The sequence below is a fragment of the Paenibacillus sp. FSL R7-0189 genome (assembly GCF_037969925.1).
Lineage (GTDB): Bacteria > Bacillota > Bacilli > Paenibacillales > Paenibacillaceae > Paenibacillus_AQ > Paenibacillus_AQ odorifer.
This window is the reverse complement of sequence record NZ_CP150223.1, coordinates 3828369-3842859: the sequence shown is the minus strand read 5'-3', so window position 1 is coordinate 3842859 and position 14491 is coordinate 3828369. Positions and strand designations below refer to the sequence as shown.

The window sequence follows — 14491 nt, the reverse complement described above, 5'->3', positions numbered from 1 at the left end:
ACTTGCACCTCCTCATGTCTCAGACTCGCCTAGTCTAGGTGGCAGAATTCCCGTAGGAACTGCACTTATGTACCCGATCGGAGCGGTTACAGCATGTGCAGGATCAACTGCATCAAACACATACTTGAAGATAGTATCATACTTATGACTTATCGTCAACTCATTCCAGCCATTCTCCAACTTTTCCGGTTCCCCCGCAACACTGGCAAATCACAGGTGCAAAGCTGGCTGAATCATGCCTTGCCTTCTTTCTGGTCATCTCGAGCAGCCCGAGTCTTGTCCACCCCAAAATATGTGTTTTGGTGCGATCCTTGCAGATCACTTTCTCTAATCGCTCTGTGACCATCTTGCGGTGAAGCTCTTGTTCCATATCAATAAAATCGACAATAATGATTCCACCAGTATCGCGTAACCGGATCAAACGACCGATCTCCTCAGCTGCGAGCAAATTCGTATTGGTAACCGTTTCTTCAAGCGATGCTCCGCCAATGTATTGAGCGGTGTTGACATCAATTACGGTTAACGCCTCTGTCTCATCCCAGATCATTGTTGCTCCACCCTCCAGCGTGATTTTGCGGCTGAAGCTCTTAAGCAATTGATCCTGAATACCATAAGCAGCGAAAATAGACTCCGCTCCATTATAAAGACAGACTGGCTTGTACCCTTCAGGAGCCATGTCGTCCAGAAAGGCTGTTGCTTCTCTAGCTGCGGCAGATGAATCAATAATCAACTGATCCCGTTGCGGATTAAAGGCATCTCTTATAAAGCGTTGGACAATACTAAGATCACGATGTAGTAAAGCCGGAGCCTCTACCGTTTGTGCTTTACGTGTAATATTCTCCCATTGGGCACGCAGAAAGGAAAGATCGCCCTCCACAGCTTCATGTGGCTCGTCCTGAGAAACCGTCCGCATGATAAGCCCTTCTTCTTTCATTCGCAGACGTTCTCCGATTCCTTTGAGACGGCTGCGCTCTGCCTCCCGGCTTATTTTTTTGGAGACACCGACGTATTCTGCAAAGGGCATGTACACCATCCAGCGCCCGGGCAACGTATAATGAGTCGTTACACGCGCGCCTTTTCCGCCGCTTGGCTCTTTCCGGACTTGAACAACAATATCCTGTCCCGGCTGCAAAAGCGTCTCGATAGAGGGCTTCACATCAGGCTGTTTATCCAAATTAGGATGCAATACATCATCAACATATAAAAAAGCATTCTTCTTCTGTCCGATATCAACAAAAGCAGCCTGCATACCTGGAAGTACGTTAATCACACGGCCTTTGTAATAACTGCCGACCAACCCTTGCTGCTGATCGCGTTCAGCCGCGTACTCCACCAGCCTTCCGTTTTCCAGAAGAGCCATTCGGGTAATGTGCTGCGTGCAGTGAACGATCATCTGTTTCATGGCTTCACCTCTGGTTTCGTTCGTTCATTCCTTCACATTCTCTGCATAAATACACTATATTCCGAAGTAGGTTGATATTAAGCGCTGTTCCGGCACAACAGCAACAACATTTCCTTTACCGTTTAACACATAGATAAAATGATATTGATTACGTTTAAATAGACGCAATATATCATCTAAAGGTTTCGCAGATAATGCAACTATTGGACGAGCTACGCTTCCTGTTCGCAAATGATACTCATAAACAGCCTCCCGATTCATCAAAAAAGCAACAAACCGGTACGGTAAATTACGATGGTCGGTAAAATTCGAATACAGCAAAAAAGCTCCGATCATGACCATATTCAGCCTAAGGCCTCCACCTGCTCCAAGAGGCAGCACCGCATATATAATCACAAGGACACTTGCGGCTACACTCACCCGTCCAGTCCATAACAAAGTGTAGTAATAAGGAAGCACTAAACTAATAGTGGCCTGAAGCACTTTACCTCCGTCAAGCGGCAGCACTGGCACTAGATTAAAAAGTCCAATCATGGCATTGGCATGAATAAAATAGGTCAGAAATTCCTGATTGCCATAACCGGCTTGTTGAAGTCCCAAAGCAATTACAATCATAATTCCATTTTGCAGTGGACCTGCAAGGGCTATTCCGATCTCACGACTGGCTGTAAGCCGCCCATGATCTTCAATAACAGCCACTCCGCCAAACGGAAGAAGCTGAACCGACTTAACTGTAACACCAGCCAAAAGAGCCGCAACGACATGTCCCATCTCATGAATGAAGACAATCGTAAATAAGGTGAGCAGCTCTAGAAATTGTCCCGTGACCACGGAGAATAACATAATGATCACGAACAGTGGATGTAGTGACAGTTCGATACCAAAGATCCTAATCAAACGATACCACTTCTGTAGGATCAATATAAGTCTTGTCTTTCATCACTGCGAAAAATAGTGTTGAAGCTGAGGATACGTCCTTCTCCATCATCCAACCGAGTGAATCCCCGCTCTGCACCCAGTCATCAACCTCCAGCTTGGTGCCGCTCAAATGTCCGTATTCTGCAGTGACACCGCCTGAATGCTGAACAGCAATTCGAATGCCCCCTTCCAGCTCTTTAGAGATGGAGAGAATACGTCCCATGTCTATACTTTTCACCGTCACATTTAAGGTTGAATCGATTTGAGGCATAATTTCCACCCCTTTTAGCGTAGATGCAAAAGGCTGGACAACGCTCCCAGCTATCGGGGCAGTGAGTTGATGATGAGCGGCCACTTTTTGAGCAGGCTCATCTTTATCTCCAAACATCGGAATGAACGCTGGAGCTCCGTTAAAGTTCTCCTCATACCAAACTCTCACAGCCGTGAAATCCATGTCATTGCTTAACGCATCACTAATAAAAGCTTGCATCTTATACGACCATGGCTGATGTACCGCAAAGACCCCCCACACTGCTCCAAACACAAGAACACTAGCAACAAAGCGCCGAATAAAACCGGCAGTAAAATTCGAGCCTCCACCACCGTCATCCTCCCAGCCTCCACGACTCTTTTTCCACATCACCTCTGGATCGGGCTCTACAGAGGATTGATCCGCATTCTTAAATCCTGTTCCCCATTCCTTAAAGCTCGTACTCTTATCCGGCATAATAAATAAAGGGGGAGCCTCCGCTATTTCTAGTTCTTGGACTTCCGAAACTCCTGAGATTGCTGAGACTTCCGGGAGTTCCTCCAATAAACTACGAATACGCTCCTTGCGGCGATTCTTGATATCTGATTTCTGATCCATATTTATCCCTCCGGACGGGCTTGTTTTACTTCCATTTTATGAAGCACGGAAGTCTCTTTAGAACAAGCCCCTCCAAGACAGACCATTTAAATCCCGGAAATGCCATACATTCATATTTATTCAAAAAAATAAGCCCCACCATAGATTTCTCTACTCGTGGGACCCGTGTATGCTTCTTATAATAGGATTGCTTAGTAAAAATTAAGCCATGCCGAAAAATTTCTTAAGCTTCTTAAATGCTCCCGGTTTGCGGTCAAGCTGCATCAGGGGTACAGCATCCCCTAAAATTCGGCGTGCAATATTGCGATAGGCAATAGCTGCTGACGAATCGGGATTCATAACTGTAGGTTCTCCGTTATTTGCGGCTTTAATGACTAGTTCATCATCCGGAACAATTCCGATAAGATCAATGTTCAGCACCTGTAATATATCTTCAATATCAAGCATATCCCCAGACTTCACAAGACCTGGGCGAATACGGTTTACCACCAATTTCGGCGATTCCACACTCGACTGTTCTAATAGTCCGATAATACGATCGGCATCCCGCACAGCGGCATGCTCTGGTGTGGTAACCACAATCGCTTTATCCGCACCGGCAATCGCATTGCGGAAGCCGTGCTCGATTCCTGCTGGACAATCGATCAGAACATACTCATATTCCTTCTTTAGTTCAAGAATGATATCTCTTACTTGTTCAGGAGAGACAGCCGTTTTATCCTTTGTTTGAGCTGCAGGCAGCATATACAATTCATCAAAGCGCTTGTCTTTAACGAGCGCTTGATTAAGGCGGCAACGTCCTTCCGCTACATCCACAAGATCATAAATAATACGATTCTCAAGCCCCATAACTACATCCAGATTACGCAGTCCAATGTCGGTATCGACGAGACATACTTTTTTGCCCTGCAGTGCAAGTGCGGTTCCAATGTTGGCTGTTGTGGTTGTTTTGCCAACTCCGCCTTTGCCCGAGGTTACGACTATCGCTTCTCCCATGGAGGCTACACCCCTTTAAACACATTTAAATCCTGACGTAATTTGACCAAATTATGAATCTTATCGATCTGCATAGCTCCGTTTGTTAAATATGCAAATTCCATACTGCTTTCTCGGGTTTCCCATTCATCGGGCGGACGACTAATAATATCGGCAATTCGCAGCTGCGTTGGAGACATTAAAGAAGCAGCTATAATTGCTTCCTCATTCCCGTCTACTCCAGCATGCGCCATCCCTCTTAGCGAACCTAGTATATAAATATCGCCTGAACAGGTTATGGTCCCCCCAGGGTTCACATCCCCCAGATATAGAAGATTTCCGTTATGGTGCAGCACCTGACCGGAACGTAGAATTCCACTCATCAAAAACAATGCGTCATTATCCTCACTGCCGGGCGCTGGAAGCGCCTCTATAGATCGAATCAACAGATTTCCCTGTCCCTTAAGAATCTCCAGCACAGCTTCCTTGTCTTCCTCAGTTACGGTACGATTGCCCAGCTTTATGTCCACATGTACAATCGGTCCAGTTAAAATATTTTGATGGCTGTGCTCCAGCTTATAGCGAAGCTCGCTCAGAAGATCTTCAAAGGGACATTTGTCGTCTAGCAGGAATATCAGGCCATCCTTGATGCCCTTAATCCTTACATGCTTGGATTTTACTGTCATATGCCTGGCCCCCTATCCTCATTCATTCGTGCCGGGCCCCTTAAATTCCTGCTTTGTATAGAAAGAAAATAGAAGCTCTTTAAGCCGCTTCTTCCTTATTCGTTTCTTTCTTGATTAGCTCAAGCTGGCGCCGAACCGGTATGTAGAAGAGTAGCCCGATGGCAAAATGAAAAAGCATCGTCGGCAGCATGTGATTCAAAATCGCCCAGCTATAAGGTTCTTGATTAAGATTAAATACACTATAGATACCAAATAGTATACTATCCTCAAGTAGACTTCCAAGCAGAACCACAGTCATCATAAGGGGCAGCGGAGCACGTGGAATCTGAAATAAAAGGCCGATTAAATAAGCCGACAATCCCATCGCAAAAGAGTGTGCTCCAAGAATTCTGCCGTAAAAAACGACATCATGCAGCATTCCAAAACATAATCCCAATATAAGTGCTGTATGCCGATGATGATATATAGTCACGAACAATAACACTACAAAAACCAGATTCGGAATGATTCGCATCTGCCAAACATCTGGAATCAGCCAAGGTAAAATGGTTCCCTCCACAATAAATAAGAGGAACAGTAACAGAACAAGAACTGATCTGCGCATATTCACTATTCAGCACGCTCCTCCGTAAACACAACAATCAACTGCTTCCAGTCCTGAAATTCTGCTGAAGGCTTAATCACTGCTGTGGAGGTTAATCCAAATTCACCAACATCGACGCTTTCAACTGTGCCTATTGTCAATCCCCTTGGATACAATCCTCCAATACCGGAAGACAGAATAGTATCCTTCGCTGCAATAGGATCACCCGGTGGAATCTTAGTCATCAGCAGTCTGTTCGTCTCTGGATTATAACTCTCAATCATCCCAAAGGATTTACCCTCTTTATTTAAGGCAGTTGCCGCAATAGGCGGCTGGGAATTAGGATCATTGGTGTCCATCATTGTCATCAGCTTCACCGTGGAGGTGAAATTGCTCACCTGACTAATAACCCCTACCATACCATCGACGGAAATCACGGACATATTAGGTCTAACCCCATCTTTGGAGCCCAAATCGATAACAATCGTACTATTGCTTGGCTCTGTAGTCTGGCTAACTACCTGCGCAATACGATATTCATATTTATACAATTCTTTCTGGGCATTAGTGAAGTCCAATTTCTCCTTCAAAGATTCATTTTCTGCCTTGACGAAATTATACTGGGCTTTATCACGTGCATACTGGGCAGCCATAATTTTAAGCTGTTCATTTTCTTTAGCAAGATCACTCAGATTTCCAATATCTTCAAACAAGCCCGCTACATATCCAGCGGGCTTGTAGAACATTTTTTGCACGAAACCAGTCGAATCTCTGAGAAAGTTCTCCGGCCAGGACAAGCCTTTCCTTGTTGCCAAGCTGAAGCCCATTACCACAATGAACAGCACCAGTGTAATCAACAGAATAAACAGACGTTTATTGCTTAAGAGTTTAAACAGTTTCAACACCCTCTAACAACAGTATTTCTCCCATAACAGGGGTTGACTTACACAAGTGGTAGAACATCATCTTATCTCTTCGAACGAAGACTGGATCCGCTGCGGCTCTTGAACAAATGAATGTTCTCAAGTGCCTTACCGGTTCCAATAGCTACACAGTCCAGTGGATTCTCAGCAACAATAACCGGCATTCCCGTCTCACGTGCAAGCAGCTTATCCAAGTTGCGAAGCAAAGCTCCCCCACCTGTCAAAACAATTCCACGATCCATAATATCTGCTGCAAGCTCTGGCGGACATTTTTCCAATGTTACTTTAACAGCTTCAATAATAGCATTCACTGTGTCAGACAAAGCTTCACAGATTTCATCAGAAGTAATTGTAAGTGTTTTTGGCAGACCTGTTACGAGATCACGGCCGCGAATTTCCATGGTTTCAGCCTTTTCAAGAGGAAGGGCCGAGCCAACATCCATTTTGAGCTGCTCCGAAGTACGTTCACCGATCATCAGATTGTATTGACGTTTGATGTATTGAATGATGGACTCATCCGCTTCATCACCTGCAACACGCACTGATCGGCTAGTAACAATACCGCCGAGCGAGATTACAGCAACTTCAGTTGTACCTCCACCGATATCTACAACCATACTACCTGTAGGCTCCCATACTGGCAGATCCGCACCGATAGCAGCAGCAAAAGGCTCTTCGATAATGTAAGCTTCTCGAGCGCCAGCTTGTTTGGTAGCATCTTCTACCGCACGTTGTTCTACAGCAGTAATGCCAGATGGCACGCAGACCATTACATTAGGGTGACGCTGGAACATAGAACGCTGTTTCTGTGCTTGACGAATAAAATATTTAATCATCGTAGCCGTTGTATCAAAATCAGCGATAACGCCATCTTTCATCGGACGGATCGCACGGATATTTCCAGGAGTACGACCGATCATTTTTTTGGCGGATTCACCCACGGCTTCAATCGTCTTAGTATCAGTGTTAATCGCTACAACGGAAGGCTCTCTTACAACAACGCCCTTACCGCGTACGTAGACAAGCGTATTCGCTGTCCCCAAGTCAATTCCTAAATCTTTTGTGAAACCACCCAACATGCTAATTTCTCCTTTTCCTAAGTAAATCTACATTTATATTACATATGTCCTTTTTCTTTCAAGCTTACGAAACTGCTATCTCCGATAATTAGATGGTCCAGCACATCTATTCCGATAATCTCACCTGCCTGAAGCAATCTAGCGGTTAGGGAAATATCTTCCGGACTAGGTGTTGGATCACCACTAGGATGATTGTGCGCGCATATAATAGAGGCGCTACTGCATTTTATAGCTGCTCTGAATACCTCACGAGGATGAACGATCGAAGCATTCAGGCTGCCCATGGACAATGTTTCTTGTCCAATCACATGATTCTTCGTGTTCAGAAACAGACAGACAAAATGCTCCTTTTGCAAATAACGCAATTGCTCAGTCAGAATCTCTGCAGCGTCCCCAGGACAGCGGATAATGACCGGCATATTGAACCTGGAATTCGCAAGGCGCCTTCCCAGTTCGATGCCTGCTTTTAGTTGTACGGCCTTGGCAGGACCGATACCGTTGATTTTGGTCAGTTCTTCGATGCTAAGGTCAACTAGCCCACGCAGGCCACCGATCTTCCCCAGCATCTGCTGTGCAATATGAATAGCCGACTCGCGGCGTGTTCCCGTACGCAGCAGAATGGCTAACAACTCCGCTTGACTTAATGATTCCGCCCCATAATGCATCATGCGCTCTCTAGGTCGTTCTTCATGGGGGAGGTCCCGCAGCATAATTGGTTGCGACTCCATCCCTATCCCTCTTTCCCCAGGCTTCCTACCGGCTCAATACAGTTATGCCGAACTCGGATAGCATTTCGCCAAGAAGCGACAAAGGCAATCCGACTACATTGAAATAACAGCCTTCAATTCGTTCCACCAAAATGGACCCAAGCCCTTGTATCGCATATGAGCCAGCCTTATCAGCAGGCTCCCCCGTAGCTATATAAGCAGCAATTTCCTCTTCAGTCATTGCCCTCATCGTTACGGAAGTAACACGGTGCTCCACTATAGTCTTCCCATTCGGGAGTCCGAGGCAGGCTACACCCGTGTATACCTTATGAGTTCGGCCCTGAAGTCTGGTAAGCATCGCTTTGCTGTCCAGCTTGTCCACCGGTTTGCCTAGCACAGTATTATCTAATACAACAATTGTGTCGCTTCCTATAATGACTGCGTTACGCTCTCCGGCTGCAGCTACTACGGCTTCTGCTTTTCGCAAAGCTAGACTGCGCACGATTCTCTCCGGCGTCCAATCCGGCGGTGTGCTCTCATCAGCTTCGCTGGTAATGACCTCAAAGGGCAAACCCAGTAAGGATAACAGCTCACGTCGACGCGGTGAACCTGAGGCTAGAATAATGAGTGGTGAGTTGTCCACGTTGTAAACGTCCCTTCTTGCTCAGTAACGAGAGTTACAGTCTGCGGTACAGCCATACAGCTGTAATAATACCGGCGAGACTAAGCATGCACAATTTCAAATGAATAGTGATGTCATAGGTTATGATGTCTAAATCGGCTCGCGGAGACCATTTGAGCACAGTCGATGTTGTTAGAAAAGACAGAGCCTTTACGGGCTGCAGCAGCTTGGCGATCCAGGCTCCAGCCAGCCAGCCTAGAATTAGAAATAACAGCAGTGTTCCTACATTTTTCTTCTTCATCTCAGTCTTCCCTCGCCATTTTTTGACACCCTAATTATTATACGGTGAAACGGTGATCAATACAAACGTAAAATCCCCTACGGTAATGTTTACCACCTTTTGCCCTAAAAGTTGCGGAACGATACCCCTCTCCGAAAAAAACAACAAGCCCCCAATTCCCCGGAGACTTGCTGTTATTTTGAATCCGCAATCCAAGCATTCAATTCATAGCAGACAGCAGCTGTTTTTGACTGGTCAAGAAGCTCAGCATGGATTCCTGCACTTCCCAAAGCAGGGCTTGCGCCTTGTTCTTGTTATATTCACTCAGTGCTGAAATTCCTTGGCTCATAGATTTCTCTAGCGCTGCGCAAATGCTTTTGGCTTCAGGCGTTATGCCTTGCTCCAGAGCTTTAACAGCTTCACTCCATTGGAGATGAAGATCACTCACAGCTGAGGTATTAGCTGCCGCATCCGTTTGTCCGCCACTGAGTAAAGAAGCGGATTGACTGCTTAGTTCACTGAGCAGCTGTCCGCTCACCGCAAAATAACTATTCACAGCCTCCGCATTTCCGGCAAATCCTAATCGTTCCACTCCGGGAAGCTCCACCTCTCTTACATAAAGCTCAATCCCTTGATTCTTCAGACCACTGCTGAGCAGCTTAGCTTGTTCACGGTCAGAGGACATTCCGGCATATACACGATTTCCGTCAGCAGGGTCCAAGCCCGCAGCCAAGCCAGCGTCCAACAGCTCTTGTCTAGCTTGTTCCGCGCCTGCCGGCGTACTGAATACGCCATACTGCAGCAGGTAGTAGCTTTGCGCAGCCACTTGAACAGGAATAGTGTTTTTGCCGGTATCAGCTGTGCCCGTAACCGGCAATCCCGAGGTTCCTACACCTGCTGGATCATTAGCTCCGGAAGTCTGCCCTGAAGTAGCCAACGTATCTGTTATCCCGGTTCCTGAACTACTGTCCATGTTTCCTCCATAAAAAAAGGAAAGTGCCGCATATCCTAATAGTAGACCCGTGCCGATCGCCCCCACCACAGACAGGGATAATTTCCACCAATACGATGGGCGACGAGTATGGTATGAGCCCCCATAACCTCCCGTGTAAACCTCTGCTGATTTATCTCTGTCATCCAGTACCAAATCTGAAAGCAGATACGATTGCTGCGTATTTCTGAAATCTCTATCCTGTTCGTCCCATTCTTGCTGGCGTGGATCTACAGTTCCTGAGTAGTAGTCGTAAGCATCCTCCGGTGGTGCCTCACGCGTAGAGCGTAAATCAGGTTCATGCACCCAAGTATGCTGCTGTGCTGGACCGACCTCCTTGCGCAACTCCTCTGTATATTCTTCAGCTGTGCCCAGTCCGCCACTGGACCAGCGCTCCACTACCTGCGGTTTTGGCTTAGACTCGTCCTTATTCACGTCAAATCGGAATGTCATTCTTCCGTTATTCAACAGTAACACCTCACCTCATCTAATCTATATGGAAATATATGATAGACAATAGAGAGATATGCTATTTTTATAGCCAAATGAATAATGAAAGTTATACGGATTCAGTTTACATTACATGTAACTTTTATATACTATATAAAAAGAGCTAAAAGTGTGCACTATACTAGTTAAGCTAGAAATAGGATTTTAGTTCATTACAGTTTAGGAGGGCTTTTTCTGAAACAAAAAATTCAAGCAGCAATTGTGGGCTACGGTAATTTAGGAAAAGGTGTACGTAAGGCTATTAACCAAAGTGAAGATATCGAGCTGGTTGCGATCTTTACGCGCAGAGAGCCTGGACAACTGGAAGCCGGTGAAACCGGTGTGAAATTCGAGCATATCTCTGCCGTCGAACAATATAAGGGAAAAGTGGATGTTATGATTCTGTGCGGAGGATCGGCTACCGACCTGCCAGAACAGACACCAGCTATTGCCCGGATGTTTAATACCGTGGACAGCTTTGACACTCATGCCAAAATCCCTGAGTTCTTTGCGACCGTTGATGCCGCAGCTAAACAAGGCGGAACACTCAGCGTAATTTCTACGGGCTGGGATCCAGGCCTGTTCTCCATGAACCGTCTGCTAGCTGAAGCTATTCTTCCACAAGGTAAAGAATATACTTTCTGGGGTAAAGGCGTCAGCCAAGGTCACTCCGATGCCATTCGCAGAGTAGAAGGCGTTAAAGGCGGCGTACAATATACGGTTCCAGTACAAGAGGTTATCGAGGCTATCCGTGCGGGTGAAACACCAGAACTTACTACTCGTGAAAAACATCTTAGAGAGTGTTTTGTAGTAGCTGAGGCAGGTGCAGATCAAGAGCGCATTCGCGAAGAAATCGTGAATATGCCGAACTATTTTGCAGATTATGATACTACGGTTACTTTCATCACTGAAGAAGAACTAGCAGCTCAGCATAGCGGTATTCCGCACGGCGGGTTTGTTATTCGCAGTGGTGTAACAGGAGAAGGCACGAAACAAATCGTTGAATTCGGCCTGAAGCTGGAGAGCAATCCTGAATTTACGGCTAGTGTGCTTGTGGCTTATGCCAGAGCTGCTCAGCGTATGAGTCAAGAAGGTCAAAGCGGAGCGCGTACTGTATTCGATATTCCACTTGGAACGTTGTCTCCGAAATCACCAGAAGAACTGCGCCGCAACTTGCTCTAAAATCCTGTCAACAAATAACCCGCGTAGGACTTTTAATGGTCCTCGCGGGTTATTTGTTGTCCAGAGCAGCAAGCATCTTGTCAGACAACCTTCTATACAAGACTAAGAATCTTACTCTTAACATGATTCATTTCATAATTCTTTAATAAAGTCTCATGCGCACGATCCGCAATAATAGCGCCAAGCTCAGGATTTTTCAGTAAATTCAATACACTTCCAACAACCTCAACCGAGGTATTAGCCAGCAAAATATTTCGGTTATGCTCACAATTCAGCTTCTCACACATGATAGAGCTAGTAACCACCGGCGTTTTAAGCGCCCAGGATTCCAGTATATTTCTAGAAACTTCGCAGCCTTCAAGGATAGGCACCAGAACAGCTTTAGACCGTCGTATGTATTCAGTAGAGGAATTTACTGGTCCAGTGACTATGACCGATTCATCTTCCTTAATCAAAGTCATGACCTCCGGGTGAACCTCTGAGCTGATAATATAACTTTTGATATCTGGCACTTGCTCCTTAATCATGGGATAGGTTTTTTTAAAGAATACTCGGGCTGCATCTATTCCCAGTCTCATATTCATATTCCAGTGCAGCACAATTGAATTTTCTTTAGTCACAGGCTCTGCAAAAGTCTCATACTCATTCATCTTGATGAAATGGGGGACAACATGAACCTTACGGGCATCTGCAAATGATAGAGATTTGAACGCTAGTGCATCCCATTCCGAGGTTGCTAAAAGCAGACCCGTTTTATTCATTAATCGCCGTTTATTCCTACGATCCCATGCAGCATTGAGTTTATTATAAGGATTCTTCCTGCTTAACTTCCCTGTCTCTCCGGAAGATCCTCCGCTTCCGTTTGCAAAACTATAGGTATCTGTGATCACACTGGCTTCTGGAAGCAAGTTCCTCACCATATCAATACATTTTCCCAGTAGGACATGCGATATAAATACATGCTTATAATTATTGGAACGGCAAAGCTCCAAAATAGTGTTTTTCATATCTTTATCTATATGACTTAAATTTGAGAAATTCCGCAGTTTATGTAAGGGGCGCAACATTGGCCTCCAGGTCGTATAATCTTCGTTAATGTTATGAACCGTAAGTGCCGTCCGCTCATTTATAGACACGGTTTGGTTGGCACTTCCGTACGTCAGCAAATCTATATCAAATTTTCCAAGCAAAATCTCGAGAATACTCCCTGTTCTCATTTCTCCTTCTAGATCCTCTGCGCTTTGATTCTGGGCTGATAGGAACAGCATTCTTTCTCGCATGACTCTGGCTCCTTGTATTTTGTAATAAAAACCCCCATCTACCAACTGAAACTTTAGATGCAGTTCAATAGTAACTCATTTCACTTAAAAGTTTTGTCGATTTATAGGGGAAGTCTAAATTTTTTTAAGTTTTTTTCTGGTTCCTCAGAATTCTATTACAATTTCCCCTTATAAACCGCCGCTTTTTCTAAAAAACAGACTAACCCCCCTTTTTTCACGACATACATAATCATGAATTGCTCTATTAATAGAAGTTGTAATCGTTAGGTATTATGTACTAATCCTCTTTGCATACAAAAAAAGCGTCTCCCTCGTATAATGTCGAAAGGAAGACACTTTAGTTGTCGTAGCTTCTAACTACACAGTTCCGGCCCTTTTTCTTAGCCTGATACAATGCAATGTCACTAAGTTTGTAAAGAGTGCTCAATGAGTATCGTTCACCTGAATCCACCGTGATGACTCCAATACTTATTGTGTAAGGCAGAGGTACACCATGAATGATCGCCCCTGTAACCGCTGTGCGCATCCGCTCTGCAATCATATCACTGTTTTGTTCATCGGCTCTATGCAGCAGCACAGTGAACTCCTCACCGCCGAATCTTCCGAACAGATCGCCATTGCCAAGCTGCTGTTTTATTTTATGAGCCAGATCCTTCAGAACGTGGTCGCCGGTATTGTGGCCGTAGGTATCGTTTATACGTTTAAAGTGATCAACATCCAGCAGTAAAAAAGAATATGGCAGCTTCTTCATCGCTGAGGCAGCTATTAAAGGTCGGACACGCTGAACAAAGGATCTGCGATTCAAAATACCTGTCAGCACATCATAAGTGGCCACCCGCTCCAATTCTGTAAAGGAATCCTCTCTATATAGCAGCATGATTCCCGCAGTTCCTAAAAACATAAGCAAATAAATCCCCAGATAAAAAAATATCTGCAGCCAGTGAGAGGTCAGTGCATTCAGTCCTAACATCGAATAAAACGGTTCAAGTCCCTTGCCAACCAGCGTTAAAATTACAACACCGTACAACAATCCCATGGTTTGCTGGAGAGAGGTCTCTCTAATCTTCACAGCTAATATGTAAGCAGGTAAAGCTATGATCATAATCCCAAATAGACAAGTTGCAGCCATAACGAACCGCTCATCTGGCATAATTAAATGCAGTAGGACTACAACGACAATGGACACTCCGAACAGGATCGTATAATATCGTTCAACCCAGCTCCCAAAAACCCTGAGAAGCATCAGAAGCGCTAAGCTTTCCAGCGTACCTCCAGCTAAAGCAAGCAGCATACTGATTGGAATGGGAAGTCGCGAGTCTGTGAAATCGTTCAGCAAAAGGAGAATTAAAGCTGCCAGCTGCAAATATTTTGCCGTGACAAACAAGGTTGAAGTCCGTTCCTGCGCGTAACGCAAACGATAGACAACAATAAGCAATACCGTGAATGATTGCCACATAAAGAGGCAGACCAGCAGTGTCTTGAGATCCAGATGCATGTTAGTGAATT

Annotated in this window: 16 protein-coding genes and 1 other annotated feature; of the genes, 1 reads left to right on the top strand and 15 read right to left on the bottom strand. The window is 45.2% G+C overall.

Translation table 11 applies throughout. The features are described from left to right. Window positions 1-11: 11 nt before the first annotated feature. Window positions 12-98: a sequence feature (ribosomal protein L21 leader region), on the bottom strand. The 13 genes from MKY63_RS16645 to MKY63_RS16585 all read right to left on the bottom strand — a co-directional run bounded on the left by MKY63_RS16645 (window position 13) and on the right by MKY63_RS16585 (window position 10502). Next, entirely contained in the window at window positions 13-180 is a 168-nt protein-coding gene (locus MKY63_RS16645) for a hypothetical protein (protein ID WP_155288184.1), read from the bottom strand. It overlaps the preceding feature by 86 nt. Next, a complete protein-coding gene (locus MKY63_RS16640) occupies window positions 161-1402 on the bottom strand; it encodes an Rne/Rng family ribonuclease (RefSeq protein WP_038573035.1) in 1242 nt (413 codons plus the stop codon). The genes MKY63_RS16645 and MKY63_RS16640 overlap by 20 nt, the downstream gene beginning before the upstream one ends. A gap of 54 nt (window positions 1403-1456) precedes the next feature. Further along, window positions 1457-2299 carry a M50 family metallopeptidase gene (locus MKY63_RS16635; RefSeq protein WP_339279435.1) on the bottom strand — a complete coding sequence of 281 codons (843 nt, stop codon included), beginning with the start codon at window positions 2297-2299 and terminating at the stop codon, window positions 1457-1459. Beyond that, window positions 2292-3188 (bottom strand): M23 family metallopeptidase, encoded by an 897-nt coding sequence (locus tag MKY63_RS16630; RefSeq protein ID WP_339809361.1) that lies wholly within the window; start codon window positions 3186-3188, stop codon window positions 2292-2294. The genes MKY63_RS16635 and MKY63_RS16630 overlap by 8 nt, the downstream gene beginning before the upstream one ends. Window positions 3189-3389: 201 nt before the next feature. Then, complete coding sequence (gene minD, locus MKY63_RS16625; protein WP_036685156.1) at window positions 3390-4184, bottom strand: septum site-determining protein MinD; 795 nt, start codon at window positions 4182-4184, stop codon at window positions 3390-3392. A 5-nt stretch (window positions 4185-4189) separates the two neighbouring features. Then, a complete protein-coding gene (minC, locus tag MKY63_RS16620; protein WP_036685154.1) occupies window positions 4190-4849 on the bottom strand; it encodes a septum site-determining protein MinC in 660 nt (219 codons plus the stop codon). Between the two features lie 79 nt (window positions 4850-4928). Continuing rightward, window positions 4929-5459, bottom strand: a complete 531-nt coding sequence (gene mreD / locus MKY63_RS16615) for a rod shape-determining protein MreD (protein ID WP_080742577.1) — start codon at window positions 5457-5459, stop codon at window positions 4929-4931. After that, window positions 5459-6337 carry a rod shape-determining protein MreC gene (mreC, locus tag MKY63_RS16610; RefSeq protein WP_076099459.1) on the bottom strand — a complete coding sequence of 293 codons (879 nt, stop codon included), beginning with the start codon at window positions 6335-6337 and terminating at the stop codon, window positions 5459-5461. Before mreC ends, mreD begins: the two co-directional genes overlap by 1 nt. Before the next feature lie 62 nt (window positions 6338-6399). Continuing rightward, window positions 6400-7434: a rod shape-determining protein gene (locus MKY63_RS16605; protein WP_036685150.1), complete on the bottom strand. Its 1035-nt coding sequence runs from the start codon at window positions 7432-7434 to the stop codon at window positions 6400-6402. A 38-nt stretch (window positions 7435-7472) separates the two neighbouring features. Next, window positions 7473-8162: a DNA repair protein RadC gene (gene radC, locus MKY63_RS16600; RefSeq protein WP_036685147.1), complete on the bottom strand. Its 690-nt coding sequence runs from the start codon at window positions 8160-8162 to the stop codon at window positions 7473-7475. Between the two features lie 25 nt (window positions 8163-8187). Further along, window positions 8188-8784 (bottom strand): Maf family protein, encoded by a 597-nt coding sequence (locus MKY63_RS16595; RefSeq protein WP_036685146.1) that lies wholly within the window; start codon window positions 8782-8784, stop codon window positions 8188-8190. Between the two features lie 34 nt (window positions 8785-8818). Continuing rightward, complete coding sequence (locus MKY63_RS16590) at window positions 8819-9064, bottom strand: DUF4321 domain-containing protein (protein ID WP_036685144.1); 246 nt, start codon at window positions 9062-9064, stop codon at window positions 8819-8821. A 199-nt stretch (window positions 9065-9263) separates the two neighbouring features. After that, entirely contained in the window at window positions 9264-10502 is a 1239-nt protein-coding gene (locus MKY63_RS16585) for an SPOR domain-containing protein (protein WP_339809358.1), read from the bottom strand. Between the two features lie 216 nt (window positions 10503-10718). On the opposite strand from MKY63_RS16585, the gene MKY63_RS16580 reads away from it, so the two are divergent. After that, window positions 10719-11705: a diaminopimelate dehydrogenase gene (locus tag MKY63_RS16580; RefSeq protein ID WP_036685143.1), complete on the top strand. Its 987-nt coding sequence runs from the start codon at window positions 10719-10721 to the stop codon at window positions 11703-11705. A gap of 92 nt (window positions 11706-11797) precedes the next feature. Here MKY63_RS16580 and MKY63_RS16575 read toward each other — a convergent pair whose 3' ends face one another. Beyond that, window positions 11798-12985, bottom strand: coding sequence for a glycosyltransferase (locus tag MKY63_RS16575; protein WP_036685141.1), 1188 nt, complete (start codon window positions 12983-12985; stop codon window positions 11798-11800). A 337-nt stretch (window positions 12986-13322) separates the two neighbouring features. Continuing rightward, on the bottom strand, window positions 13323-14480 hold the full coding sequence (locus MKY63_RS16570; RefSeq protein WP_036685140.1) for a GGDEF domain-containing protein: 1158 nt from the start codon (window positions 14478-14480) through the stop codon (window positions 13323-13325). Window positions 14481-14491: the final 11 nt, after the last annotated feature.

Coding starts and splice junctions, on each gene's coding strand:
- MKY63_RS16640 (WP_038573035.1), bottom strand. CDS start 1,402: ATGAAACAGATGATCGTTCACTGCACGCAGCACATTACCCGAATGGCT.
- MKY63_RS16630 (WP_339809361.1), bottom strand. CDS start 3,188: ATGGATCAGAAATCAGATATCAAGAATCGCCGCAAGGAGCGTATTCGT.
- minD (WP_036685156.1), bottom strand. CDS start 4,184: ATGGGAGAAGCGATAGTCGTAACCTCGGGCAAAGGCGGAGTTGGCAAA.
- minC (WP_036685154.1), bottom strand. CDS start 4,849: ATGACAGTAAAATCCAAGCATGTAAGGATTAAGGGCATCAAGGATGGC.
- MKY63_RS16605 (WP_036685150.1), bottom strand. CDS start 7,434: ATGTTGGGTGGTTTCACAAAAGATTTAGGAATTGACTTGGGGACAGCG.
- radC (WP_036685147.1), bottom strand. CDS start 8,162: ATGGAGTCGCAACCAATTATGCTGCGGGACCTCCCCCATGAAGAACGA.
- MKY63_RS16590 (WP_036685144.1), bottom strand. CDS start 9,064: ATGAAGAAGAAAAATGTAGGAACACTGCTGTTATTTCTAATTCTAGGC.
- MKY63_RS16575 (WP_036685141.1), bottom strand. CDS start 12,985: ATGCGAGAAAGAATGCTGTTCCTATCAGCCCAGAATCAAAGCGCAGAG.
- MKY63_RS16570 (WP_036685140.1), bottom strand. CDS start 14,480: ATGCATCTGGATCTCAAGACACTGCTGGTCTGCCTCTTTATGTGGCAA.